This is a genomic window from Streptomyces sp. NPDC055966 (genome assembly GCF_042269865.1).
GTDB lineage: Bacteria > Actinomycetota > Actinomycetes > Streptomycetales > Streptomycetaceae > Streptomyces.
This window is the reverse complement of the sequence record NZ_JBHJYK010000008.1, coordinates 55428-81614: the sequence shown is the minus strand read 5'-3', so window position 1 is coordinate 81614 and position 26187 is coordinate 55428. Positions and strand designations below refer to the sequence as shown.

At 68.6% G+C, this 26187-nt stretch carries 20 protein-coding genes and 1 pseudogene; 10 read left to right on the top strand and 11 right to left on the bottom strand.

All coding sequences use genetic code 11. The features are described from left to right. Positions 1 to 6: 6 nt before the first annotated feature. From ACFC8N_RS18570 to ACFC8N_RS18555, 4 genes and pseudogenes are all read right to left on the bottom strand, one after another. Positions 7 to 108: pseudogene (locus ACFC8N_RS18570) on the bottom strand (ABC transporter permease); the annotation flags it as partial. 98 nt (positions 109 to 206) lie between these two features. Continuing rightward, on the bottom strand, positions 207 to 1187 hold the full coding sequence (locus tag ACFC8N_RS18565; protein ID WP_356026539.1) for an ABC transporter permease: 981 nt from the start codon (positions 1185 to 1187) through the stop codon (positions 207 to 209). Continuing rightward, the gene (locus tag ACFC8N_RS18560; protein ID WP_356026537.1) at positions 1180 to 2103 is read right to left on the bottom strand and encodes an ABC transporter permease; all 924 of its coding nucleotides are present in this window, start codon (positions 2101 to 2103) and stop codon (positions 1180 to 1182) included. Before ACFC8N_RS18560 ends, ACFC8N_RS18565 begins: the two co-directional genes overlap by 8 nt. Positions 2104 to 2109: 6 nt before the next feature. Then, positions 2110 to 3729 (bottom strand): ABC transporter substrate-binding protein, encoded by a 1620-nt coding sequence (locus tag ACFC8N_RS18555; RefSeq protein WP_376288814.1) that lies wholly within the window; start codon positions 3727 to 3729, stop codon positions 2110 to 2112. A gap of 465 nt (positions 3730 to 4194) precedes the next feature. On the opposite strand from ACFC8N_RS18555, the gene ACFC8N_RS18550 reads away from it, so the two are divergent. From ACFC8N_RS18550 to ACFC8N_RS18525, 6 genes are all read left to right on the top strand, one after another. Continuing rightward, on the top strand, positions 4195 to 5226 hold the full coding sequence (locus ACFC8N_RS18550; protein WP_356026533.1) for an ABC transporter permease: 1032 nt from the start codon (positions 4195 to 4197) through the stop codon (positions 5224 to 5226). 76 nt (positions 5227 to 5302) lie between these two features. Next, positions 5303 to 7087 (top strand): ABC transporter substrate-binding protein, encoded by a 1785-nt coding sequence (locus tag ACFC8N_RS18545; protein ID WP_376288813.1) that lies wholly within the window; start codon positions 5303 to 5305, stop codon positions 7085 to 7087. Positions 7088 to 7169: 82 nt separating this feature from the next. Next, the gene (locus ACFC8N_RS18540; protein WP_356026529.1) at positions 7170 to 8150 is read left to right on the top strand and encodes an ABC transporter permease subunit; all 981 of its coding nucleotides are present in this window, start codon (positions 7170 to 7172) and stop codon (positions 8148 to 8150) included. 9 nt (positions 8151 to 8159) lie between these two features. Next, positions 8160 to 9185, top strand: coding sequence for an ABC transporter ATP-binding protein (locus ACFC8N_RS18535; RefSeq protein WP_356026527.1), 1026 nt, complete (start codon positions 8160 to 8162; stop codon positions 9183 to 9185). 26 nt (positions 9186 to 9211) lie between these two features. Continuing rightward, positions 9212 to 10270: a dipeptide ABC transporter ATP-binding protein gene (locus tag ACFC8N_RS18530; RefSeq protein WP_356026525.1), complete on the top strand. Its 1059-nt coding sequence runs from the start codon at positions 9212 to 9214 to the stop codon at positions 10268 to 10270. A 376-nt stretch (positions 10271 to 10646) separates the two neighbouring features. Continuing rightward, positions 10647 to 11393 (top strand): class I SAM-dependent methyltransferase, encoded by a 747-nt coding sequence (locus tag ACFC8N_RS18525; protein ID WP_356026523.1) that lies wholly within the window; start codon positions 10647 to 10649, stop codon positions 11391 to 11393. Between the two features lie 22 nt (positions 11394 to 11415). On the opposite strand, the gene ACFC8N_RS18520 is transcribed toward ACFC8N_RS18525, so the two are convergent. From ACFC8N_RS18520 to ACFC8N_RS18490, 7 genes are all read right to left on the bottom strand, one after another. Beyond that, positions 11416 to 12546, bottom strand: a complete 1131-nt coding sequence (locus ACFC8N_RS18520) for an ABC transporter ATP-binding protein (protein ID WP_376288812.1) — start codon at positions 12544 to 12546, stop codon at positions 11416 to 11418. A 29-nt stretch (positions 12547 to 12575) separates the two neighbouring features. Further along, positions 12576 to 13598 carry an ABC transporter ATP-binding protein gene (locus ACFC8N_RS18515; RefSeq protein ID WP_356026519.1) on the bottom strand — a complete coding sequence of 341 codons (1023 nt, stop codon included), beginning with the start codon at positions 13596 to 13598 and terminating at the stop codon, positions 12576 to 12578. A 22-nt stretch (positions 13599 to 13620) separates the two neighbouring features. Then, a complete protein-coding gene (locus tag ACFC8N_RS18510) occupies positions 13621 to 14601 on the bottom strand; it encodes an ABC transporter permease (RefSeq protein ID WP_356026517.1) in 981 nt (326 codons plus the stop codon). Positions 14602 to 14688: 87 nt separating this feature from the next. Beyond that, positions 14689 to 16497, bottom strand: coding sequence for an ABC transporter substrate-binding protein (locus tag ACFC8N_RS18505; protein ID WP_356026515.1), 1809 nt, complete (start codon positions 16495 to 16497; stop codon positions 14689 to 14691). Positions 16498 to 16566: 69 nt separating this feature from the next. Then, positions 16567 to 17550 (bottom strand): ABC transporter permease, encoded by a 984-nt coding sequence (locus ACFC8N_RS18500; RefSeq protein ID WP_376288811.1) that lies wholly within the window; start codon positions 17548 to 17550, stop codon positions 16567 to 16569. A 178-nt stretch (positions 17551 to 17728) separates the two neighbouring features. Next, complete coding sequence (typA, locus tag ACFC8N_RS18495; RefSeq protein ID WP_376288921.1) at positions 17729 to 19636, bottom strand: translational GTPase TypA; 1908 nt, start codon at positions 19634 to 19636, stop codon at positions 17729 to 17731. A 161-nt stretch (positions 19637 to 19797) separates the two neighbouring features. Beyond that, the gene (locus ACFC8N_RS18490; protein WP_356026511.1) at positions 19798 to 21984 is read right to left on the bottom strand and encodes an ABC transporter family substrate-binding protein; all 2187 of its coding nucleotides are present in this window, start codon (positions 21982 to 21984) and stop codon (positions 19798 to 19800) included. A gap of 289 nt (positions 21985 to 22273) precedes the next feature. Here ACFC8N_RS18490 and ACFC8N_RS18485 point away from each other — a divergent pair, with 289 nt between their 5' ends. From ACFC8N_RS18485 to ACFC8N_RS18470, 4 genes are read left to right on the top strand one after another with little or no spacing between them, the layout of a single operon-like run. Then, positions 22274 to 22564: a hypothetical protein gene (locus ACFC8N_RS18485; RefSeq protein ID WP_356026509.1), complete on the top strand. Its 291-nt coding sequence runs from the start codon at positions 22274 to 22276 to the stop codon at positions 22562 to 22564. A 28-nt stretch (positions 22565 to 22592) separates the two neighbouring features. Further along, the gene (locus ACFC8N_RS18480; RefSeq protein ID WP_376288810.1) at positions 22593 to 23414 is read left to right on the top strand and encodes a hypothetical protein; all 822 of its coding nucleotides are present in this window, start codon (positions 22593 to 22595) and stop codon (positions 23412 to 23414) included. Positions 23415 to 23466: 52 nt separating this feature from the next. Continuing rightward, positions 23467 to 25416, top strand: coding sequence for a fumarate reductase/succinate dehydrogenase flavoprotein subunit (locus tag ACFC8N_RS18475; RefSeq protein WP_362818447.1), 1950 nt, complete (start codon positions 23467 to 23469; stop codon positions 25414 to 25416). Continuing rightward, positions 25413 to 26186 (top strand): succinate dehydrogenase/fumarate reductase iron-sulfur subunit, encoded by a 774-nt coding sequence (locus ACFC8N_RS18470; RefSeq protein ID WP_362818445.1) that lies wholly within the window; start codon positions 25413 to 25415, stop codon positions 26184 to 26186. Before ACFC8N_RS18475 ends, ACFC8N_RS18470 begins: the two co-directional genes overlap by 4 nt. The last annotated feature ends 1 nt before the right edge of the window (position 26187 follow it).

Here is a 26187-nt window from a genome sequence, read left to right as displayed (position 1 = left end):
GCACGATCACCTCAGCTTCGGGTCGAGAGCGTCGCGGACCGCGTCGCCGAGCATGATGAACGCCAGCACCGTGACGGCCAGTGCCCCCGAGGGCCACAGGAGGGCGTGCCCCGCCCACCCCCGCCCACTCCACGCCACCGGCCCGGACCGGCACCGCCCTGGACCCGAACCTCCACGCCACTCCCGCACGTCAAGAAGCACACCCCTCACCTCAACTTCGGATCGAGAGCGTCGCGGACCGCGTCGCCGAGCATGATGAACGCCAGCACCGTGACGGCCAGTGCGCCCGAGGGCCACAGGAGGGCGTGGGGGGCGTTGCGGATGTAGGGGGAGGAGGCGGAGATGTCGATGCCCCAGGAGACGCTGGGGGGTTTCAGCCCCACGCCGAGGTAGGACAGGGTCGCCTCCAGGGCGATGTACGTGCCGAGGGCGATGGTGGCGACCACGATCACCGGGGCCACCGCGTTGGGGGCGATGTGGCGCAGCAGGATGCGGGTGTCCGAGGCGCCGAGGGCGCGGGCGGCCTGGACGTAGTCGTGCTGCTTGGCGGTGATGACCGAGCCGCGCGCGATGCGGGAGATCTGCGGCCAGCCGAGCAGCACCATGAACCCGATGACCGGCCAGACCGTATTGCTGGTCACCACGGAGAGGAGGACGAGACCGCCGAGGACGACCGGGATGGCGAAGAAGATGTCGGTGATCCGGGACAGGATCGCGTCCCACACGCCGCCGAAGTAGCCCGCGAGGCCCCCCAGGACGGAGCCGAGGACGGACACCCCGAGCGTGGCCAGCACGCCGACCGTGACGGACGTACGGGCGCCGTAGACGGTGCGGGTGTAGACGTTGCAGCCCTGTCCGTCGTACCCGAAGGGCGCGCCCGGTCCCGAGCCGTCCTGGGCCCTGGCCAGGTCGCAGGTCAGGGGGGAGCCGGAGGCGATCGCCGAGGGCCACAGGGAGACGAGGACCAGGAAGACGATGACCAGGGCGGAGAGCAGGAAGACCGGGTTGCGGCGCAGGTCGCGCCAGGCGTCGGACCAGAGGGAGCGCGGCTTGCCGACCGGGCCGGCAGGCGCCGGGCCGGTCGGCGTCGGTTCCAGGGTCGTCGCCTCGCTCGCCGCGAGGTCCATGGCACCGCCCATGCCGGTCCCGGCGATCGCGCGCTCGGGCTCGTACGGCTGCTCAGGCATAGCGGATCCTCGGGTCGAGTACGGCGTACAGGAGGTCGACGACGAGGTTGGCGACCAGGAAGACCAGGACGAGGACCGTCACGAAGCCGACGACCGTCTGGGTGTTCTGGCGCAGGATGCCCTGGTACAGCTGGTAGCCGACGCCGTGGATGTTGAAGATGCGCTCGGTGACGATCGCGCCGCCCATCAGCGCGCCGACGTCGGTGCCGATGAACGTGACCACGGGGATGAGCGAGTTGCGCAGCAGGTGCCGTACGACGACGCGGTGGCGGGGCAGGCCCTTGGCGACGGCCGTGCGGACGTAGTCGGACCGTTTGTTCTCGGCGATCGAGGTGCGGGTGAGCCGGGTGACGTAGGCGAGGGAGACCGAGGCGAGGACGAGGCCCGGCACGATCAGCTCGTCGATCGGGGCGGCCGGCGAGACGGACGGTTTGATCCAGCCCCACTGGACGCCGAGGAGCAGCTGGAGCAGCAGGCCGGTGACGAAGGTGGGGACGGAGATCACCACCAGGGTGCCGAGGAGGACGCCCGTGTCGACGGGTCGGCCGCGGCGCAGGCCGGTCACGACGCCGAGCGTGATGCCGATGACGATCTCGCAGACGACGGCGACGATCGTCAGCCGGACGGTGACGGGGAACGCCGTCGACATCAGCTCGGTGACCTTCTGCCCGTTGAACGCCGTACCGAAGTCGCCGGTGAAGACGTTCCCCATGTAGGTCGCGTACTGCTGCCAGACGGGCTTGTCCAGGCCGAACTCGCGGCGCAGCTGGGCGGCGGTGCCCGGGTCGCAGGCCCGCTCGCCGCACAGGCCCGCGACGGGGTCGCCCATCACGTTCACCATGAGGAAGATCAGCAGCGTGGAGCCGATGAACACCGGGACCATCTGCAGCAGCCGCCTGACCACGTAGCGCCCCATGCCGGCTCAGCTGACCTTGATCGCGTAGTAGACGGGGACGCTGAACGGATTGAGTGCCACGTCGGACAGCCGCTCGGAGTATCCGCCGCTGCCGTTCTGGTACCAGAGCGGGATGGCGGCCATGTGGTCGCGGACGACCTCCTCGGCCTGCTGGAAGTCGGCGATGGCCCTGGGCCGGTCCGTCTCGGCGTTGGCCCGGTCGATGAGCCGGTCGAAGTCCTGGTTCGACCACTTGCCGTCGTTGGAGGAGGCGTCGGTGTAGTAGAGCGGCTGGAGGAAGTCCTGGATGAGGGGGTAGTCCATCTGCCAGCCCGAGCGGAAGGGGCCGGTCATCTTGTGCTGCCCGATCTGGTTGCGGTAGTCGGCGAAGGTGCCGACGGGGTTGCCGACGCAGGCCTTGCCGTTGCCGAGGGCGTTGTTGATGGAGTTGCACACGGCGTCCACCCACTGTCTGTGCGAACCGGTGTCCGCGTTGTACGTGATCCTGACCTGGCCGCCGGGGATCCCGCCGCCCTCTTTGATCAGCTTTCTGGCCTCGGCGGGGCGGTAGCCGCAGGCGCTGCCGCACAGGCCGGGCCTGTAGCCGCCGGCCAGGCCGAGGACGGGGGAGGTCCAGTCGGTGGCCGGGGTGCGGGTGCCACGGAAGATGGTCCGCGTGATCTGTTTCCGGTCGATGGCCATGGAGAGTCCGGTGCGTACCTTCTCCGAGCCCGGCCTGTTCCAGCCGGGTTCGTAGTAGGGGAAGGCGATCGTCTGGATGATGCCGGCGGGCGTGTTGATGTAGCGGTTGCCCAGGTCGCTCCTGACGTTCTTCAGTTGGGCGGCCGGGATGTCGTCGACGAGGTCGAGGTTGCCGGCCATCAGGTCGGTGTAGGCGGTGTTGTTGTCCGTGTAGACCCGCAGGGTCACGCCGCCGTTGCGGGCCCTGTCGGGGCCGGGGTAGGCGTCCCACTTCCTCAGGGTCATCTGCGAGCCCTTCGTGTAGGACTCGATGGTGTACGGGCCGTTGCCGACCGGCTTGTCGAGCCAGGCCGCGTGGTGCGTGAAGAAGGCGCGGGGCAGCGGGGCGAAGGCGGCGTAGCCGAGGGTGTCGGGGAAGCCGGAGAACTTCTGGTTCAGCCGGACGGTGAAGGTGTGGTCGTCGACGACCCTGAGCCCGGACAGGGTGCCGGCGCTCTGGGTGCCGCTCTCGGGGTGGACCTTGTCGTACCCGTCGATGTAGCCGAAGAAGTAGGCGTTCTTCTGGTTGTTCCGCAGGCTCGCCCCGTAGTTCCAGGCGTCCACGAAGGAGCGGGCGGTCACCTTCTCGCCGTTGGAGAAGCGCCAGTCCTTCAGCCGGACGGTGAAGTTCTGCGAGTCCGTGGTGTCGATGGACCGCGCGACCCAGTTCTCCGCCCGGGCGGTCCTCGGGTCGTACCTCTTCAGCCCGCGGAAGATCATGTCGAGGACCTTGCCGCCCTGCACCTCGTTGGTGTTGGCCGGCTCCAGCGGGTTCTGCGGGTCGCCCCAGGAGGAGCTGAGCACGGCGGTGCCGACGCTGCCGCCGGCGCCGCCCCCGCAGGCCGTCGCGACGAGCGCCAGGACCCCCGCTCCGGCGGCCCATCGCGCGAGCGCGATTCCACCCATGGCCGCCTCCTCCACGATCAACAACCCGGTACCGGTCAATATCGGCTGATTGCGAGCATTCCGCATGCGCGCCGCCGGATTGAGGGGCCTTTAGGGGGACACGTCAGCCGAATGCAGGCACCCGTCCGCGGACGGTCGGACGATCTTGCGGGAGGAGCGCAACGGATCTTCGCGTAACGATGCCGAAACGTTGGATTGCGACGGGTCGATGTACGCATGTCGACACACCACCGTCCGCATATCGAACTCATTGACCGATTTGCCTAGTTGGTCCGATGTGAAGCACGGATTGATTGCAGTGCACTACCCGCGTAGCTACGGAATGGTCAAGGCAGAGTAAATAAGGTAAAGACGCAACCAAGGCGACCGAGAATTTATTGACCTTGAATGAATTGCGTTGAAAAAGTCCGGCGTAGCCCGTAGGGAGCGCCCTGCGGAGCCTTGACCCACAAGGCACGGAGCATCATGACCACCCCCGCATCCCCTTCCCCGGCCGCCCCACTCGAGGTGACCGACGAAGACAGCGCCGCATCGGCGAAGCCCGGCGACCCCAAGGGCTCCGAGAGCCGCTCCCCGGGGCGCCTGGCCTGGATCCGCTTCAGGCGGGACCGGACGGGCGTCATATCCGCCTTTGTGGTGATCTTCTTCTTCGTCGTGGGCGTCGGCGCGCCGCTGATCGCCAAGCTGTACGGGAAGGACCCGTACACGACGTACGGCATGAACATCCCGGGCCTGTTCAACCAGTTCAACTACCCGGTCAAGCCCAACGGCGGCATCAGCTCCGACTTCTGGTTCGGCATCGAGCCGCAGCTCGGCCGGGACGTGTTCACGTTCCTGCTCTACGGCATCCGCAACTCGCTGATGATCGCCACCGCCGCCGCGCTGCTGACCACCGTGCTCGGCGTCGTCATCGGCATCACCGCCGGCTACCTGGGCGGCAAGACGGACTACTTCGTCGGCCGGATCATCGACATCCTGCTGGCGTTCCCGCAGACCCTGTTCTTCATCGCCTTCTGGCCCGTGGTCATCGCGATCTTCGTCTCGTCCGAGGAGAACACGCCGACCTGGCTGACCGTCGTCAGCCTCATCACGGTGATGACGGCCTTCGGCTGGGCCTCCATCGCGCGACTGCTGCGCGGCGAGGTACTCGCCCTGCGCGAGCGCGAGTTCGTCGAGGCGGCCAAGGTCACCGGCGCCTCCCCGGCCCGCATCATCTTCAAGGAACTGCTGCCCAACCTGTGGACCCCGATCCTCATCCAGGCAACGCTGCTCCTCCCGACCTACGTCACCGCTGAAGCAGGTCTCGCGTTCCTCGGCGTCGGGCTCTCCGACCCGACGCCCGACTGGGGCGTGATGATCCAGAACGGCGCCAAGGTCTACCAGGACGACATCACCTTCATGCTCTTCCCGGGTGTGTCCATGGTGATCTTCGTCGTCGCCTTCAACCTTCTCGGCGACTCGGTCCGCGACGCACTGGACCCGAAGACCAAGCGCTGAGTTCCACCCCGACCGGGCGACGGGGCCCGGCCGGGGTCAAGCACCTCTTGTCATCCACTAAGAAAACGGGTCAGCCATGTCTCTCTCCCGCAGAAACTTTGTCATCGCCACCTCTGTCGCGGCCGCGGGCTCGACGCTGCTGTCCGCGTGCAGCAGCGGCGGCGGGGGCGGCACCGGCAACACCCCGACCGACGGCGCCACCTCGTACACCGGCGCCAAGGTCACCATCGGCACCAAGGCCGACTCGACCGGCCCGGCCCCGGAGATCCCCGGCGCGAAGAAGGGCGGCACGATCTACGGCCTGGCGCCGCAGGACTTCTCGCACCTCGACCCGCAGCGCATCTACTTCGCGTACAACTCCACGGCCGCGCTGCTCCTGCACCGCTGCCTGACCGGCTACAAGATCGACTCCACGGGCCACCAGAAGCTCGTCGGCGACCTCGCCACCGACACCGGCACCGCCTCCGCCGACAACAAGACCTGGACCTTCACGCTGAAGGACGGTCTGAAGTGGGAGGACGGCAGCGAGCTGACCGTCGACGACGTCCGTCACGGCATCGAGCGTCTGTGGGCCCCGTTCATCACCGAGGGCGCCACCTACGTCCAGGCCGCGCTGACCGGCAGCAGCGCCAAGTGGCGTGACGCGTACGAGGGCCCGTACAAGGGCAAGCACCTCGACTCGATCGTCACCGACAAGACGAAGCGGACGATCACCTTCAAGCTGGCCGAGCCCAAGCCGGACTTCAACTTCACGCTGGCGATGCACTCGTACGCCGCCACGTCCGTGAAGCTGGACACCAAGGAGAAGTACGACAAGCAGCCGGCCTCCTCGGGTCCGTACAAGATCAAGGCCCACACGACCGACAAGTCGATGGTCCTGATCCGCAACTCGAACTGGGACCCGGCGACCGACTCGATCCGCAACGCCTACCCGGACGGCTTCGAGTTCACCTTCGGCATCGAGTCGCTCGACTCCACCGACCGCTTCATCGCGGACCAGGGCAACGACCAGTTCGCCGTGTCGATCTACAAGGGCGTCCCGGCCGAGCGCATCCAGAAGGTGCTCACCGACCCGCAGCTGAAGGCCCGCAGCTTCAACGGCCTCACCCCGGGCGTCTACTACTACGCGATCAACACCAAGCGCGTCACCGACCTGAAGGTCCGCCAGGCCCTGAACTACGCCTGGCCGCTGCAGCAGATCCGCCAGATCTACGGCGGCCCGTCCGCCGGCGACCTCGCGACCACGATCATGAGCCCGGACCTCATCGGCTACACGAAGTACGACCTCTACGGCAAGGACACCAAGCCGCAGGGCGACCCGGACAAGGCCAAGGCGCTCCTGAAGGAGGCCGGCAAGCTGGGCATGAAGGTCGTCTACGCGTACCCGAAGGACCCGACCTACGACAAGACCAAGGTCGTCATCGAGAACGCGCTGAAGGCGGCCGGCTTCACGCCGGTCATCAAGGCGGTCGACAACACCACGTACTACGACCAGATCCAGCAGATCAACAACAGCTACGACGTGATGTGGTTCGGCTGGTCCCCGGACTGGCCGACCGCCTACACCGTGATCCAGCCGCTGTTCGACGGCGGTGCCATCGGCAACGGCCAGAACAACATCTCGCAGACCAACATCAGCTGGATCAACGACGGGATCAAGAAGAACGCGGTGATCGCCGACCAGCAGGAGGCGGGCAAGGCCTGGGCCGCGCTGGACAAGCGGATCATGCAGGAGGTCGCGCCGATCATCCCGGAGACGTTCCAGCGCCGTTACTACCTGTACGGCTCGAAGGTCGGCGGCGCGCAGTACGACCCGAACTTCTCGGCGACCCTGCTGTACAAGACCTTCGTGAAGGCCTGACGTTCCACCCCCGGCGGGGCGGCCACGACGCCGCCCCGCCGTCTCACCCCCTACGGCATCCCGTCAGGAAAACCCAACTGCCATGCTCCGCTTCCTCATCCGCCGGACCCTCGGCGCCGCTGTGATCCTGCTGATCATCAGCGCCCTGGTGTTCGTCCTGTTCTACGCCGCTCCGCGTGACCCCGCCCGCATCGCGTGCGGCAAGGTCTGCACCCCCGAGACCCTGGCCCTGGTGAAGAAGAACCTGGGGATCGATCATTCGCTCCCCGTGCAGTACTGGGACTGGCTCAAGGGCGTGTTCACGGGGCGTGACTACGCCTCCTTCGGGCACTGCAACGCGCCGTGCCTCGGCTACTCGTTCCAGAACCGCGAGCCGGTCATGGGCACCATCCTGGACCGCTTCCCGACCACCATCTCCCTGGCCATCGGCAGCGCCGTGGTCTTCGTGATCTTCGGTGTCGGCACCGGCATGCTGGCCGCGGTGAAGCAGGGCAAGGCCCTCGACAAGATCGCCAGCTCGGCCTCGCTGATCGCGTCGTCGATGCAGATCTACGTCGTCGGCGTCTTCGCCACCTACCTCCTCGTGGACCAGTGGCACCTGCTGGTGCGGGCCAACTACACGCCGTTCACCCAGAATCCCGGCCAGTGGTTCGAGGGCCTGCTGGTGCCGTGGCTGGTGCTGTCGCTGATCTTCACCGCCAACTACACCCGTATGACCCGCTCCCAGATGGTCGAGTCGCTCAGCGAGGACTACGTCCGCACCGCCCGCGCCAAGGGCCTCTCGCGCCGTACGGTGTTCTTCCGCTTCGCCTGGCGCGGCGCGATGGGCCCGATCGTCACCATCTTCGGTCTCGACCTCGGCACGCTGCTCGGCGGCGCGATCATCACCGAGTCGACCTTCAGCCTCCAGGGCATCGGTGCGCTGTCGGTGAAGGCGGTCAACACCAGCGACCTGCCGATGCTGCTCGGAGTCGTCCTGGTCGCCGCCGCGGCGATCGTCGTCTTCAACATCATCGTCGACTCCGTGTACGCCCTCATCGACCCGCGCGTGCGCCTCGCTTAAGGAGAGACCATGAGCACCCCCTTCCTCTCCCTGCGCGACCTGAAGGTCCACTTCTCCACCGAGGACGGCGTCGTCAAGGCCGTCGACGGGCTGTCGTTCGACCTGGAGAAGGGCAAGACGCTCGGCATCGTCGGCGAGTCCGGCTCCGGCAAGTCCGTCACCAACATGGCGATCCTGGGTCTGCACGACCCGCGGAACACCACGATGGACGGCGAGATCGTGCTCGACGGCAAGGAGCTGATCAGCGCCACCGAGTCCGAGCTGGAAAAGCTGCGCGGCAACAAGATGTCCATGATCTTCCAGGACGCGCTGGCCTCGCTCTCGCCTTACCACACCATCGGCGCGCAGATCGCCGAGACGTACCGCAAGCACACCGGCGCCTCCAAGAAGGAGGCCCGGGCGCGGGCGATCGAGATGCTGCGCCGGGTCGGCATCCCCCAGCCCGACACGCGCGTGGACGACTACCCGCACCAGTTCTCCGGCGGTATGCGCCAGCGCGCGATGATCGCCATGGCGCTGGTCTGCGACCCCGAGCTGCTGATCGCCGACGAGCCGACCACGGCCCTCGACGTGACGGTCCAGGCCCAGATCATGGACCTGCTCAAGGACCTCCAGCAGGAGTTCGGCACCGCCATCATCTTCATCACCCACGACCTCGGCGTCATCGCCGACATCGCGGACGACGTGCTGGTGATGTACGGCGGCCGGTGCGTGGAGCGCGGCACCAAGAAGCAGGTGCTGAGCGCCCCGGACCACCCCTACACCCTGGGTCTGCTGAACTCGATGCCGAGCCTGGAGGGACCGGTCGACGTGCCGCTCTCCCCCATCCCCGGCTCCCCGCCCTCGCTGCTCAACCCGCCGTCCGGCTGCCGCTTCCACCCGCGCTGCGCGTTCGCCGAGAAGGTGTCGGACGGCCGGTGCTCCACCGAGCGCCCGACGCTGGAGGTGGCCGAGGGCCGAGGCTCCGCCTGCCACCTCACCGCGGAGCAGAAGCAGGACCTCTTCGCCGACTTCGCCGGAACCCGGCACAACTGACGGACACCAGACGGGACTTCACGACCATGAGCAACACGAACCCCCTCCTGGACGTCTCCGGGCTCACGAAGCACTTCCCGATCAAGGGCGGCTTCCCCGTCCGCCGTACGGTCGGCGCGGTGCAGGCGGTCGACGGCCTGGACTTCCAGGTGGCCGAGGGCGAGAGCCTGGGCCTCGTCGGCGAGTCGGGCTGCGGCAAGTCGACCACGGGCCGGCTGATCACCCGCCTCCTCGAACCGACCGGCGGCAAGATCACATACCGCGGGCAGGACATCACGCACGCGGGCCGCAAGCAGCTGGCGCCGATCCGCTCCGAGATCCAGATGATCTTCCAGGACCCGTACGCCTCGCTGAACCCCCGGCAGACGGTCGGCAAGATCATCTCCGGCCCCATGGAGATCAACGGCATCCGGCCGGAGGGCGGCCGGGAGAACCGGGTCCGTGAACTCCTGGAGATCGTCGGTCTCAACCCCGAGCACTACAACCGCTTCCCGCACGAGTTCTCCGGCGGCCAGCGCCAGCGCATCGGCGTGGCCCGGGCGCTGGCCCTGGAGCCGAAGCTGATCGTCGCCGACGAGCCGGTCTCGGCCCTGGACGTCTCGATCCAGGCCCAGGTCGTCAACCTGCTCCAGAAGGTCCAGAAGGAACTGGGCATCGCGTTCGTCTTCATCGCCCACGACCTCGCGATCGTCCGGCACTTCTCGCAGCGCGTCGCGGTGATGTACCTGGGCAAGATCGTCGAGATCGCCGACCGCGCGGACCTGTACGACAACCCCCGTCACCCGTACACCCGGGCCCTGCTCTCCGCCGTGCCCGAGGCGACGGTGGACGCGGAGCCGCGCGAGCGCATCCGCCTGGTCGGTGACGTGCCCTCCCCGATCAACCCGCCCTCCGGCTGCCGCTTCCGCACCCGCTGCTGGAAGGCGACGGAGAAGTGCGCGACGGAGGCACCGCCGCTGGTGCAAGTGGACGGCAACAAGCCTGGCCACCTCACGGCCTGCCACTACCCGGAGACGCAGGAGACGGCCCCTGCCCCCCGCCCGGCCAAGGCCGACCTCGTCAAGGACGCCGAGACGGCAGCCTGACCCGAACAGGCCCCACCCGAAGGCCCGCGCCCGCCCAGGCGCGGGCCTTCGGCGTTGGCCGCCCCTCTCCCCCTTCGGCCCCCGTCGTCCACGCCCCTTCCTGGAACGAATGCGGCCCCCTCCCTCCAGCCGACAGCCCTGCACAGCCGGCTCCAGGGCCCGGCACCGGCCAGGCCCACCGCCCTTCCGGGCCGCTCTCTGAAGCGAGCGGCCCCACGACCACGCTCCGACTCAGGCCACGCCCGAGCCGCCCTCGCCCTCCCACCCGCCACCTTCACCACCTTCATCAACGCCTTGAAGCACCAAAGTTGAGAGAGGTTCAAGAACTCCACCGGAACCTGACACACCGTTCAGTTTCGTGTGTCACACTGCCGCGGTGGTAGATCATTCGTTCGCCGATCTCTCGCTCGCCGCGCTCTACGACAGCCTCAACCCCTGGGGGCCGGGTGACGACTTCTACCTCGGTCTGGTGCGGGAGGCCCGCGCGGTGCTGGACATCGGATGCGGGACCGGGCGCCTGCTGCGGCGGGCCCGGGCCGAGGGGCATCCGGGGCGGCTGACGGGACTCGATCCGGCCGCCGCCATGCTCGTCCAGGCGCGCAGAGCCCGGCCGGACGGCGTCGAGTGGGTGCTCGGGGACACCCGAGTGCGAAGCTGGGACGGCGAGTTCGACCTCGTCGTCATGACCGGACACGCCTTCCAGGAGCTGACCGGGGACGAGGAGATCCGCCGCCTGCTGCACGCCGTGCGGGAGGCTCTCGGGCCCGGCGGGCGGTTCGTGTTCGAGACCCGTAATCCGGCCGCCCGGGCCTGGGAACGGTGGACCCCGGAGCGGGTGCACGAGGTCACGGCGGCCGACGGCACGCCGGTGCGGATGTGGCACGAGGTCCAGGGCGACGGGCTGCACCGCGGGCGGGTGCGGTTCACCGAGACGTACGAGGGCGACGGCTGGCCCGCGCCCCGGGTCAGCCACGGCGTCCTGCGGTTCCTCGACGACCACGCCCTGCGGGACGTCCTCGGCGAGGCCGGGCTGAGCGTCGTGGCGCAGTACGGTGACTGGCAGCGCGGGCCGCTCACCGCCACCGGCCCCGAGATCATCACCGTGGCCGAAAGGGCGCGCTAGCCCGGCTGCCCGCAGAAGCGCCTCAGGCGCCCGGCTCGCCCGGCCGCTCCTCCAGCGCCGCCAGTGCCGGGTCCAGGATGATGTCCTCGTCCCGCGCCTCGATCGTCGGCTCCTCCGGGAAGTGGCAGGCCGTCAGATGGCCCTCGTGGTTCCCGGAGAGCCGGACCAGCGGTGGCTCCTCCGACGCGCACCTGTCCTGTGCCTTCCAGCAGCGGGTGCGGAAGCGGCAGCCCGAGGGCGGGGCGATCGGGGAGGGGACGTCACCAGCCAGCCGGATGCGCTCGCGGCCCGCGCTGTCGTCGTCCGTGAGGTTCACCTCGGGTACGGCGGACAGCAGGGCGTGGGTGTAGGGGTGGCGGGGACGGACGTAGATGGACTCGCGGTCGCCCACCTCGATGATCTTCCCGAGGTACATCACGGCGACGCGCTGCGAGAAGTGCCGGACGATCGCGAGGTCGTGGGCGATGAAGAGGAAGGCGATGCCGAGCTCGTTCTGGACCTTCTGGAGCAGGTTCACCACCTGAGCCTGGATCGAGACGTCCAGGGCCGAGACCGGCTCGTCGGCGACGATCAGCTTCGGCTCCAGGGCCAGCGCGCGGGCCACGCCGATGCGCTGGCGCTGGCCGCCGGAGAACTCGTGCGGGAAGCGGTTGTAGTGCTCGGGGTTGAGACCGACGATCTCCAGGAGTTCACGGACCCGGTTCTCCCGGCCGCCCTCCGGCCGGATGCCGTTGATCTCCATGGGGCCGGAGATGATCTTGCCGACCGTCTGCCGGGGGTTCAGCGACGAGTACGGGTCCTGGAAGATCATCTGGATCTCGGAGCGGATCGGCGCCAGTTCCCTGCGGCCGGCGTGGCTGATGTCCCGGCCGCGGTAGGTGACCGATCCGGACGTCGGCTCCAGCAGCCGGGTGATCACCCGGCCGGTGGTGGACTTGCCGCAGCCCGACTCGCCGACCAGGCCGAAGCTCTCCCCGGCGTGCACGGTCAGGTCGATGCCGTCCACGGCCTGGACGTGGCCGATGGTCCGGCGGATCGGGAAGCCGCCTTTGACGGGGAAGTACTTGGTCAGCTTCGAGACCTGCAGCAACGGCTCCCCGTCCGTGCCGCCGCCCTGTTCGCGCGGTGCCGGAAGGACCAGGTCCTCTGTCATGCCGGTGACCTCCTGGAACGTCTGACGACCTAGCCCAGTCGGGGCTTGATCTCCTCGATGAAGATGGTCCGCTTCTGGTCCGCGGTGAGATGGCAGGCCGCTGCCCGGTCGGGGGCGAGGAGCGGTCGCTCCCCCGCACAGCGGCCGGTGCCCGCCACCCGGTCCTGGAAGGTGCAGCGGGGGTGGAAGCGGCAGCCGGACGGCGGGCGGAGCAGCGAGGGCGGCGTGCCGGGGATCGGGGACAGCCGGCCGCCTGGATCGGAGTCGAGGCGCGGCATGGAGTTCAGCAGGCCCCAGGTGTACGGGTGCTGGGGCGAGCGCAGCACCTCGTGCGTGGTGCCCCGTTCCACCGCTCCGCCCGCGTACATCACCATGATGTCGTCGGCCATGTCGGCGATCACCCCCAGGTCGTGGGTGATGAAGATGATGCCGGATCCGAACTCCTGTTGCAGGTCCTTGAGCAGATCGAGAATCTGCGCCTGCACGGTCACGTCGAGGGCGGTCGTGGGTTCGTCGGCGATGAGCAGGTCGGGGTCGCAGACCAGCGCCATGGCGATCATCGCGCGCTGGCGCATACCGCCGGAGAACTGGTGCGGATAGTCCTTCGCCCGCTCCTTCGGGTTCGGGATGCCGACCTTGCCGAGCATCTCCACGGCCCGCTCCCAGGCGGCCTTCTTGGAGGCGCCGTTGTGCTTCATGTACGGCTCGGCGATCTGCCGGCCGACGGTGTAGTACGGGGAGAGCGCGGTGAGCGGGTCCTGGAAGATCATGGCGACCTTGTTGCCGCGCAGCTTCTCCAGCTCGGACTCGCGCGCGGTGGTCAACTCCCGTCCGTCGAGCAGGATTTCGCCCTCGACCGTGGTGAACATGGGGTTGTGCAGCCCGAGGACGGTCAGGTTGGTCACCGACTTGCCCGAGCCGGACTCCCCCACGATGCCGAGCGTCCTGCCCCGCTCCAGGTCGAAGGAGAGCCCGTCCACGGCCCGTACGACGCCGTCCTCGGTCCGGAAGCTGACGTGCAGGTCCCGTACGGAGAGAAGAGGGTTGCTCATGACGTCTGCTTCTCCTTCGGCCTCAGGACAGCCGCACGCGCGGGTCGATGAAGGCGTACGCGGCGTCGACGATGATGTTGAACAGCAGGATCATGCTGGCCGAGAAGAGCATCACGCCGAGCAGCAGCGGCAGATCGCTGAAGTTGACGGCCTGCACGGCGAGGTTGCCGAGGCCCGGCAGGCCGAAGGTGTACTCGGTGATGATGGCGCCGCCGAACAGCGAGCCGAGGTCGATGCCGAAGATGGTGACGATCGGGATGAGCGAGCCGCGCCAGGCGTAGCGGAAGAAGACGTAGGCCCGGGACATGCCCTTGGCGCGGGCGGTGCGGACGTGCTCCTCCTGGAGCTGTTCGATCATCGAGGAGCGGGCCATACGGGTGTACTGCGCGGCGAAGATCGTGGACAGCACCACCCAGGGGATGACCAGGCCGCTGAACCAGCTGACGGGGTCCTGGCTGATCGGGGTGTAGGCCGGCTTGTCGAACCAGTGGGTCTGGTAGACGAGGACCGCGAGGGCCAGCGGGCCGAGGAAGTAGATCTGGAGCGAGCTGACGACCATGGCGCCGGCGGTGGCCGTCTTGTCGACCAGCGTGCCGCGCCGCCAGGCGGCGAGCAGTCCGGTGCCGAGGCCGACGAGCAGGAAGCACGCGGCCGCGCCCAGGGTGAGCGAGACGGTGGTGGGCAGGCGGTCCATCAGCGTGCCCCAGACCTGCTCGTCGGTGTGGTACGAGTAGCCGAAGCAGGGGGCGGGGCACGGTCCCTGGGCGAACTGGCCGCTGCCCAGGACGAGGTTGTGCAGGAAGATCCCGTACTGCTCGGTGAGGGGCTTGTCGAGGCCGAGCACATGGTGGATGTTCGCGATGCTGTCCGGGTTGCAGGTCTTGCCGCACATCAGGAGTGCCGGGTCCCGGGGCACCCCGAAGAAGAGCAGGAACGCGACGATGCTCAGCAGGAACAGGATGACGACGGCGCCGATGATCCGGCGCACGAGGAAGCGCAGCATGACAGGGCAGCTCTCAGACGTCGGCGGCCGGGCCGGCACCCGGCGCGCACCCCGACCGGGAGCGCGCCGAGTGCCGTACGGGGACGGTTACTTGATGAAGAGTCGGCGCGGGTCGACGCCGCCGATCACGTCGTCGTAGACGAACCCGCCGACGCCCGAACCGGCGATCTGGACCTGCTTGTAGTAGCCCGTCGGGACGACGTTGACCACCTTGGTCAGCAGGTACTTGTCGAGCTTCTCCCACTCGGCCGCGGCCTTGACCGGGTCGGTGATCGCGCTGATGCGGTCGATCTCGCTGTTCACGTGCGTGTCGTTGACCTGCGAGTAGTTCGCCGCGCCGTCGGCGATCTGCCGGCCGTCGAAGGAGGGCGGGATCACCGTGGAGGCGGACGGCCAGTCGGCGCCCCACGCGCTGTGGAAGATGTCGTAGTTGTTGTTCAGCTTGGAGACCTGGTCGTAGTAGGTCTCGGACGGGATCTCCTGGCGCTGCACGTTGAATCCGGCCTTGGTCAGGCCCGCGGCCATGGCGGTGGAGTACTGCTGACCCTCGTTGGTGTTGATGTAGCCGAAGGTCAGCTTCATGTTGAGCTTGCCGGCGTCCTGGAGCAGTTTCCTGGCCTTGGCCGGGTCGCCGCCGGGGTTCTTCTTCTTGCCGAACGGGTCGAAGGAGGCGTCGTAGCCGGAGACGGTCGGGGAGATGATGCCGCCCGCGACCTCCATGGCGTCGCTGCCGCCGTAGGCCCGCACGAACGGCGAGATCGGCAGGGCGTAGGCGATGGCCTCGCGGACCCGGATGTCCTTCATCTCGGGCTTGCTCATGTTGATGTTCATCTGGCCGACGTACGGCTGGTAGCCGGAGACCGTGCGGGACTTGAGCTTCGGGTCCCCGAGCACCTTGGAGAGGTTGCCCGCGTCGACCTGGTTGCTGAAGCTGACGCCGGTCCGGTCGGGCCCGCTGTCGGCGAGCAGCGCCTTGGTGGAGGTCTCGTACTGCTGGTTGAACGTGATGTTGAACCGGTCCACGTACTGGTGCCGGATCGGGTCCGTCTTCGGGTCCCAGTCCGGGTTCCTGACCAGCACCATCGACTTGCCGGACTGGAACGACTGGATCTTGTACGGGCCGGTGGTGACCGGGTTCTTGTCGTACTTCTGCTGGGTGTCGCCCTTGGCGGAGACGACGGCGTAGCCGGCCATCGCCAGGGTGTACGGCAGGTCCGGGTGCGGCTTGGCGAAGTGGAAGACGACGGTCTTCGCGTCGGGCGTCGACAGGACGCTGTCCGGCAGGTGCTTGCCCTTGTACGGGCCGTCGGGGAGCAGCTTGCGGTAGCCGGTGCCCGAGGTGTTCGCGAGCCACTGCTGGAGGTAGCTCGGGCCCTGGGTGATGAAGGGCGCGAAGAGACGCTCGACGGTCTGGCGGACGTCCGTGGAGGTGATCGGGGTGCCGTCCGCGAACTTGATGCCGTCCTTGAGCGTGTACTTCCAGGTCTTGCCGCCGTCGGTGGTGGTGCCGGAGTCGGTGGCGAGGTCGCCGACCACCTCGTGCTGGTGGCCGTCGTCGCTGGTCGCCTTGTAGCCGGTGAGGCCTCTGTGGATCAGCTGCGCCATCGCCATCTGGTCCTGCACGTAGATCTGGGCCGGGTCGAGGTGGGCGTAGCTGTCGCGCGCGAGCACCTCCATGGCTCCGCCGGACTTGGCGCCGGGCACCGGGGCCGCGGGGCCGGTGGAGTCGGCGGCGTTCCCGAACTTGATGGGCGCCTGCTGGCTCTTGGCGTTCTGCTGGTCCTTCTTGTCGTTCGTACCGGTGTCGCTGCCGCCCTTGCTGCAACCGGTGAGCACGAGAGCTCCGGCCGCGAGCACGGAGAGTGCGCCGTATGCGTGGCGTCCGCCCCTACTCATCACGAGATCCCACCCATCTGTGAAACTGACGTTCCGTCGGATTGCGGTACGGGAGTTGCGGTACGGGGGTCAGCGCGCGGTCTTGGGATCGAAGGCGTCTCTGACCGAGTCCCCGAGCAGGTTGAACGCGACGACGAAGATGATCATCGAGATGCCGGGGAAGAACATGTAGGTGATGTCGTTCTCCATCACCAGTTGGGTGGACGCCTTGGAGAACATCTGCCCCCAGTCAGGCGTCGGTTCGACGATGCCCACGCCGAGGAAGGACAGACCGGCCTCGGCGGTCACGAAGTTGGGCAGCAGATAGGTCGCCTGCACCAGCAGCGGGGTCACGATGTTCGGCAGGATCTCCCTGCGGATGATCCGCCACGGCGAGGCGCCGCTGACCTTGGCCGCCTCGATGAACTCCCGTTCGCGCAGGGCGAGTGCGGTGCCGCGCAGGATGCGGCCGAGGCCCATCCAGCCCAGGAACCACTGGACGAGGATGAGCGCGATCACCCGGACGTAGGTGGGGGTCTGGTCGCGGGGGCTGACGAACAGGGAGACGACGACCGGCATGCTGGCGATGAAGAACAGCTGGGCCGGGAAGGCGAGCAGGAAGTCGATGACCCGGCCGAGGAGGTAGTCGGTCCTGCCGCCGAGGTAGCCGGCGGTGACCCCGAGCAGGATGGCGGTGACGACGACCGCGAGGGTGACGGCCACCGAGATCGTCAGCGAGGTGCGGATGCCGTAGATCAGCTTGGTGAAGACGTCGTAGCCGTTGCCGGGTTCGAGTCCGAACCAGAAGTCGCCGCTGATACCGCCGTTGGGCTTGACCGGCACACCGGCGCTGTCGAACAGGTCCGGGCGCTCGTCCGCGTACACCGTGTACGGATTCTTGCCGTACACCTTGGAGATCAGCGGGGCGAGCAGGCCGATCAGGAAGAAGAAGCCCACGACGTAGGCCGAGATGACACCCGTGCGGTCGCGCTTGAAGCGCATCCACATCAGGCGGCCGGGTGACCGGCCCTCTAGCTTGACGGCACTGGCTTCTGTCTCGACAGTACTTGCCACGGTTTATCCGTTTCAAGGTGTGAGTGATCCACGCATGCACCAACAGGAGGGGGTTTCGCGGCTAACTATCTGGCATGGCTCGACCACCGACCACTGCCTGCAGATCTCAATTCAGTCACGGGCAGCAAAGAGCCCGGGCACCCCACCTTCGGGGCACCCGGGCTCAACTGCCGGTGGATCAGCCGTGCTTGGCGCGGCTCGCGGCGCGGGCGCGCTCGCGGGCGTCCAGGTTCACCTTGCGGATGCGAACGGCCTCCGGGGTCACCTCGACGCACTCGTCGTCACGGCAGAACTCCAGCGACTGCTCCAGCGACAGCTTGCGCGGAGGCACGATCGACTCGGCCACGTCGGCCGTCGAGGACCGCATGTTGGTGAGCTTCTTCTCCTTGGTGATGTTGACGTCCATGTCGTCGGAGCGGGAGTTCTCACCGACGATCATGCCCTCGTACACCTCGGTGCCCGGCTCGGTGAACAGCACGCCGCGCTCCTGGAGGTTCGTCATCGCGAACGCGGTGACGGAGCCGGAGCGGTCGGCGACCAGCGAGCCGTTGTTACGGGTCTGGAGCGTGCCGAACCAGGGCTCGTGGCCCTCGTGGATGGAGTGGCCGATACCCGTGCCGCGGGTCTGGGTCAGGAACTCGGTCCGGAAACCGATCAGACCGCGGGACGGCACCACGAACTCCATGCGCACCCAGCCGGAGCCGTGGTTCGACATGTTGTCCATGCGGCCCTTGCGGACACCCATGAGCTGCGTGACCGCGCCCATGTGCTCCTCGGGCACGTCGATCGTCATGCGCTCGACCGGCTCGTAGACCTTGCCGTCGACCTCCTTGGTGACGACCTGGGGCTTGCCGATGGTCAGCTCGAAGCCCTCGCGGCGCATCTGCTCGACCAGGATGGCGAGCGCCAGCTCACCACGGCCCTGGACCTCCCAGGCGTCGGGGCGGTCCGTCTCCAGGACACGGAGGGAGACGTTACCGATCAGCTCGCGGTCCAGACGGTCCTTGACCTGGCGGGCGGTGACCTTGCGGTCCTTCACGGCCGACTTCGCGTCGGCGCCCTTGCCGGTGCCGCCCCGGCCGACCAGCGGCGAGGTGTTCGTACCGATGACCATGGAGATCGCGGGCTCGTCGACCGTGATCAGCGGCAGCGGGATGGGGTTCTCGGTGTCGGCCAGGGTCTCGCCGATCATGATGTCCGGGATACCGGCCACCGCGCAGATGTCACCCGGGCCGGCCACCTCGGCGGGCTTGCGGGTGAGCGCCTCGGTCATCATCAGCTCGGAGATGCGGACGTTGCTGACCGAGCCGTCGCGCTTGATCCAGGCAACCGTCTGGCCCTTGCGCAGCTCGCCCTGCTCGACGCGGAGCAGCGCGATACGGCCGAGGAAGTTGTCGGCGTCGAGGTTGGTGACGTGGGCCTGGAGCGGGGCGGCCTCGTCGTAGGTCGGGGCCGGGATGTGCTCCAGGATCGTGGAGAAGAACGGCTCCAGGCTGTCGCTGTCGGCCGGGACCGTGCCGTCGGCCGGCTTGGTCAGCGAGGCGACGCCGTCACGGCCGCAGGCGTAGACGATCGGGAACTCGATCTGGTCCTCGTCCGCGTCCAGGTCCAGGAACAGGTCGTAGGTCTCGTTGACGACCTCGTCGATCCGGGAGTCCGGGCGGTCCGTCTTGTTGATGCACAGGATGACGGGCAGGCGCTGCTGGAGCGCCTTGCGCAGCACGAAGCGGGTCTGCGGCAGCGGGCCCTCGGAGGCGTCCACGAGCAGCACGACACCGTCGACCATCGACAGACCGCGCTCGACCTCGCCGCCGAAGTCGGCGTGGCCGGGGGTGTCGATGATGTTGATGGTGATGGGCTCCCCGCCGTCCTTGGGGTGGTACTTCACCGCCGTGTTCTTGGCGAGGATCGTGATGCCCTTCTCACGCTCCAGGTCGTTCGAGTCCATGACTCGGTCGTCGACCTGGTCGAGCTGGTGGGCGGCGAACGCGCCGGCCTGCTTCAGCATGCCGTCGACGATGGTGGTCTTGCCGTGGTCGACGTGGGCGACGATGGCGACGTTGCGGATGTCGTGGCGCGTGGCCATGAAGGCGTACTCCCGGAGTGTGAGGAAGGCCGTCGCGTACGTCCGTGTGACGCGGGCCCTGCCGGGCTTCACACGCCACGGCCTCACCCCATGGTACGTGGCCCCGGGACGGTCGGCCTCCTCAGGGCCGTGTGATCATCACCGCGCAGGCCGGGCGGCCCTCACCTCGTGGGGCTCGGGGAGATCTTCGCGCCCTTCTTCAGATACCCCATGTCCTCGTAGACGGGCGTCTGGAATCCGAACGCCCCGACGTTGACGAGGTTCTTCCTCGTCCCCACCAACTGCGGCCGCTGGTACAGCGGAATCGATCCGGCAGCGGCCCAGATCCTGGAGTCGGCCTTCCTGATCAGGTTCCGCGCCTCCTCCTCGTCCAGGGTCGCCGCGGCCTGGTCGAAGAGCTGGTCCACCTGGTCCGTGCCGACCCGCGTGTAGTTCTGCTCGACGTTCACCGAGCCGTCGGCGGCGGGCACCGGCTTGGCGTAGATCGGGCGGGCGTCCGTCGCCGGGAACGCGGAGGACGGCCACGAGTACAGGGCGAGGTCGTAGTCGCCGGAGGCGATGTGGTCCTTGAAGTAGCTCTCGTCCGGGACCTTGCTGATCGTCGTGCGGATGCCGACCCGGTCCAGCATCGCGGAGATCCGCTCGGCGACCGTGTGCAACGTCTCGGAGCCGGGCCCGGAGGGGAGCACGAAGCGCAGCGCGAGCGCCTTGCCGTCCTTGGCGAGCGGTCCGGCCGGGACGCCGGCCGGGGCGGCCGTGCCCTTGGGGGCGTACGCGCCGGGCACTCCCCCCTGCCGGCCCTCCTGCGCGAGGTGCCGGTCGCCGCCGTCGCCGCTCTTGTTGTCCTCGCCGACGATGTACTGCCCGTCCTTGCCGCCGTCCGACGGCTTCTCCTTGGCGCTCTTGTCGCTCTCGGGACCGGCCGCCTTCTTGCCCTTCTTCTGCTCCTTGACCGGGCCGCCCGCCACCCAGCCGGCGTCGGCGAGCAGCGCCGCCGCCTCCTTGGTGTCCGCCTGCCCGACGGCGCCGCTGCTGTCGGCGTAGTCGCTCTGCCCGGACAGCGCGAGATGGCTGCCGACCGGGACCGCGGGCAGGCCCAGCGGGGTGAGGACCAGTTTGGCCAGTTCCTTGCGGTCCAGGGCGCGGGCGACCGCCCGGCGGACCCGCTCGTCGGCGAGGGGGCCCTCGGAGCCGTTGAGGGCGAGCTGGGTGTAGGCGGGCTCCAGCGACCTGCGGACGTCGAAGCCGCGCAGCGCCTGCTGCTCGTTCAGGTACGCGCCGACGTCCTTGCGCAGTTCCTCCTCGTCGGCCTTGACCTTGTCGGGGCCGAAACCGTGCGCCCGCGCCCAGGAGCGCAGCTTCTTCACGGAGGTCCTGCCGGAGCCCTGGAGCGGGCTTCCGGCGCCCTGGGCGGCGAGCCCGATCAGCTGCGCCTCGGCGGGGTCGACGTCGGCGGCGTCCAGGCTGCCGTCGGCGAGCGCGGCGGCCCGCTTGTCGCGGGGTACGGCGTGCAGCTCGATCTGGGACAGCTTGGCCGGCCTGCCCCACCAGCGCGGGTTGCGGGTGAGGACCACGTCCTTCGCGGCGGTGTCGACCTTGTCGACCCTGAAGGGTCCGGCGGTGATCTGGAGCTTGCGCCGGGCGCCGTCGTTGAAGGCGTCCGGGCTGCCCATGACCTGCTTCGGGTACAGCGGTGAGAACAGCGACTTCCAGTCGGCGTAGGGACGCGAGAAGGTGACCCGGACCTGGAGGTCGCCGGCGCCGCGCTCGATCTTCTCGATGCGGTCGTAACCGGCGTTGCGGGCGGTCCAGTAGGAGCTGTCCTTGCCGGACAGGGCGCGCCACTGGGCGACGAAGTCGGCGGCGCCGATCTCCCGGCCGTCGCTCCAGACGGCCTGCTGGTTCAGCTTGTACTCCACCACCTGGCGCGGCTCGGTCTCGATGACCTTGGCCGACTCCAGGTAGGCGGGGTTGGGCGCCGGCCGGCCCTGGGCGTCGAGGCGGAACATCGAGGGCAGGACGGCCTGGGCGATCCGGGTGGTGCCGGCGTCGGCGTCGGCCTGGAAGGTGTTCAGCGTCTCGGGGACGGCGTCGACGGCCCACTTCAACGTCCCGCCGTCGGCGATCAGGTCCCGGGCGGCCGGGGCGATGTCCTGCCCGGCGAGCGGCTTGCCGGCCTCGTCGACGTCGGCGCCGCAGCCGGTGAGGAACGGCACGAGGGCGCCGGCCGCCAGGAAGGCGACCGAGCGCGTGAAGTGCCGCGAAGCGCACTCGGCCGTCCGCGGCACCGTCGTGGCCGAGCGCGCAGTTCCCCGCGCCCCTTCGGGGCGCCAGCCCTCGTTGGACATTTCTGCTACCTCCGGGAAGCCGCGGGCGTTATGATCACGTTTGGCGGTATATGGAGCTGATCAGATCTATGCGGCCCACTGAAGAGGAAAGGATCCGGCAACCGAGGGCGACACGGCGATGACGGGTGGTGACCTCACCCGTGTGGCGCAACACCACCGCTGATGCATCCGTACGCCTCCGCCAATCGCTGCACATGCCTTCACATCGGCACGTGTGACGCGCAACACTCCAAGGCGCATGAACGTTGCCGCCCAAGGCCCGCCGGACCCGCGGAAGTGAGGGCACACCATGTCCGTGCACGACGACATCGCCTCGGTCCAGCGCTCCCTCGACGAACTGAACCGCTCGCTGGGGCGCCTGGAGCACCAGCTCGGCAGCAACGGCCTGGAGATGCGCCGGGTCCGAATGGACGCCGACCATCTGCGCGAAAGCCTCGGGCTGCTGCGCGACACGGCCGACAAGGGCACCGCGCCCCGCCGGCCCGACCTCGTCACCATCTCCGACACGCCGTACGACCGCTCCCTGTGGGTCGACACGGACGACGAGGGACTGGGGGCCCGCGACCGCCACGCCCCCTGAACCGACCCGAACCGACCGGAGTCATCCCTTGGCCACTGGTACGGAACCCCAACAGAACAGCGGCGGCGTACGGGCCCGTACGCGCGCCGCGATCGCCGCCCCGCATCTGCGGACCGACCGCTGGTGGCTGGCCCCCGCCGTCACCGCGGCCGGTCTGTTCGCCTTCGTCGTCTACTCGACATGGCGGGCCTTCGCGGGCACGGACTACTACGCGGCGCCGTACGTCTCGCCGTTCTACTCGCCCTGTCTGGCGCAGAACTGCCGGACCATGCACGCCGGTCCGAACGCCGACCTCTTCGGGAGCTGGTGGGGCCTGTCCCCCGCCATCATCATCCTGATCTTCCCGCTCGGCTTCCGGCTGACCTGCTACTACTACCGCAAGGCCTACTACCGCAGCTTCTGGGCGTCCCCGCCCGCCTGCGCCGTCGCCGAGCCGCACGCGAAGTACACCGGCGAGACCCGCTTCCCGCTCATCCTCCAGAACGTCCACCGGTACTTCTTCTACGCCGCCCTGCTGGTCGCCGGCGTACTGACCTACGACACCGTGCTGTCCTTCCGCGACACGCACTACCGGTGGGGCCACATGGGCCTCGGCACCCTGGTGTTCCTGGTCAACATCGTGCTGATCTGGGCGTACACCCTCTCCTGCCACTCGTGCCGGCACATCGTGGGCGGCAAGCTCAAGCACTTCTCCAAGCACCCCGTGCGCTACCGGGCGTGGCAGTTCGTGGGCCGGCTCAACGCCCGGCACATGCAGCTGGCGTGGGCGTCGCTGTTCAGCGTGTGGCTCGCCGACTTCTACGTGTATCTCGTCGCGTCCGGGGTCTTCGCCGACCCGCGCTTCTTCTAGGAACAGACCCTCTAGAAACAGATCGATCTCTAGAAACAGGTGGAGCCGACTGATGTCCGTGGTGGACCGGCAGGAGTGGGACGTCGTCGTGGTCGGTGCCGGCGGCGCCGGGCTGCGGGCCGCGATCGAGGCGCGCGAGCGGGGCGCCCGTACGGCAGTGATCTGCAAGTCGCTGTTCGGCAAGGCGCACACGGTGATGGCCGAGGGCGGCATCGCGGCGGCGATGGCCAACGTCAACGAACACGACACCTGGCAGGTCCACTTCCGCGACACCATGCGCGGCGGCAAGTTCCTGAACCAGTGGCGGATGGCCGAGCTGCACGCGCGCGAGGCCCCGGACCGGGTGTGGGAACTGGAGACCTGGGGCGCGCTGTTCGACCGCACGAAGGACGGGAAGATCTCGCAGCGCAACTTCGGCGGCCACGAGTACCCGCGCCTCGCTCACGTCGGCGACCGTACGGGCCTGGAGCTGATCCGCACGCTCCAGCAGAAGATCGTCGCCCTCCAGCAGGAGGACTTCAAGGAGACCGGCGACTACGAGTCCCGGCTCAAGGTCTACCAGGAGTGCACGGTCACGAGGATTCTGAAGGACGGTTCGCGGGTCAGCGGGGTCTTCGCGTACGACCGTGAGTTCGGCCGCTTCTTCGTCCTCGAAGCGCCCGCCGTCGTCATCGCGACCGGCGGCATCGGCAAGTCCTTCAAGGTGACGTCGAACTCGTGGGAGTACACCGGCGACGGCCACGCGCTGGCGCTGCTCGCGGGCGGCTCGCTGCTGAACATGGAGTTCGTGCAGTTCCATCCGACGGGCATGATCTGGCCGCCGTCGGTCAAGGGCCTGCTGGTGACCGAGTCGGTGCGCGGCGACGGCGGGGTGCTCAGGAACTCCGAGGGCAAGCGGTTCATGTTCGACTACGTCCCCGACGTCTTCAAGGAGAAGTACGCCGAGTCGGAGGAGGAGGGCGACCGCTGGTACGAGGACCAGGAGCACAACCGGCGCCCGCCCGAGCTGCTCCCCCGTGACGAGGTCGCCCGCGCGATCAACTCCGAGGTGAAGGCGGGCCGCGGCTCCCCGCACGGCGGGGTCTTCCTGGACGTCTCGACGCGCATGCCGGCCGAGGTCATCCGCCGCCGACTGCCGTCCATGTACCACCAGTTCAAGGAGCTGGCGGACGTCGACATCACGGCGGAGCCGATGGAGGTCGGGCCGACCTGTCACTACGTGATGGGCGGCGTCGCCGTCGACTCCGACACGGAGGGGGCACGCGGGGTGCCGGGCCTGTTCGCGGCCGGTGAGGTGGCGGGCGGCATGCACGGCTCCAACCGGCTCGGCGGCAACTCGCTGTCCGACCTGCTGGTGTTCGGGCGCCGGGCGGGCTGGCACGCGGCGGAGTACGCGGCGGGCCTCGCGGACGCCCGCCCGCCCGTGGACGAGACCCAGGTGGACATGGCGGCGGCCGAGGCACTGCGGCCCTTCTCGGCCGAGGCCGAGGCGGAGGCGGACCGGGCGGGCGAGGCGGGCCCGCCGGAGAACCCGTACACCCTGCACCAGGAACTCCAGCAGACCATGAACGACCTGGTCGGCATCATCCGCCGCGAGGGCGAGATGACGCAGGCCCTGGAGAAACTCGCCGAGCTGCGCCTGCGTGCCCGGCGGGCCGGGGTGGAGGGCCACCGCCAGTTCAACCCGGGCTGGCATCTCGCCCTGGACCTCAGGAACATGCTGCTGGTCAGCGAGTGCGTGGCCCGCGCGGCGCTGGAGCGCACCGAGTCGCGCGGCGGCCACACCCGCGAGGACCATCCCACGATGGACCGCCGGTGGCGCAACGCCAACCTGCTGTGCGCCCTCGCCGATCCCACCGGCGGCCTCGCGGCCACCGACCCCGCCCGCGGGCAGATCCGTCTCACCCGCGAGACCACCGAACCCATCCGCCCGGACCTGCTCGCCCTCTTCGAGAAGGAGGAGCTGGTCAAGTACCTCGCCGAAGAGGAGCTGTACGAGTGAGCAGCTACGAGGCCCGCTTCAAGGTGTGGCGGGGTGACGTCGAGGGCGGAGGCCTTCGGGACTTCACCGTCGAGGTGAACGACGGCGAGGTGGTCCTCGACATCATCCACCGCCTCCAGGCCACCCAGGCCCCCGATCTGGCCGTGCGCTGGAACTGCAAGGCGGGCAAGTGCGGTTCGTGCTCGGCGGAGATCAACGGCCGGCCGCGGCTGATGTGCATGACGCGCATGTCGGTGTTCTCCCGCGACGAGACGATCACCGTGACCCCGATGCGCACCTTCCCGGTGATCCGCGACCTGGTGACGGACGTCGGCTTCAACTACCAGAAGGCCAGGGAGGTCCCGGCGTTCGTGCCGCCCGCGGGTGTGGGCCCCGGCGAGTACCGGATGACGCAGGAGGACGTGGACCGCTCGCAGGAGTTCCGCAAGTGCATCGAGTGCTTCCTGTGCCAGAACACCTGCCACGTGGTGCGCGACCACGAGGAGAACAAGCCGGCCTTCGCGGGCCCGCGCTTCCTGATGCGGATCGCCGAGCTGGACATGCACCCGCTGGACGGGGCCGCCGGGACGGGCCTGGACCGGGGGCACACCGCCCAGGACGAGCACGGCCTCGGCTACTGCAACATCACCAAGTGCTGCACGGAGGTCTGCCCCGAGGGCATTCACATCACGGACAACGCCCTGATCCCGATGAAGGAGCGCGTGGTCGACCGCAAGTACGACCCGCTGGTGTGGCTGGGCTCGAAGATCAGGAGGAGGTCGTCGTCGTAGC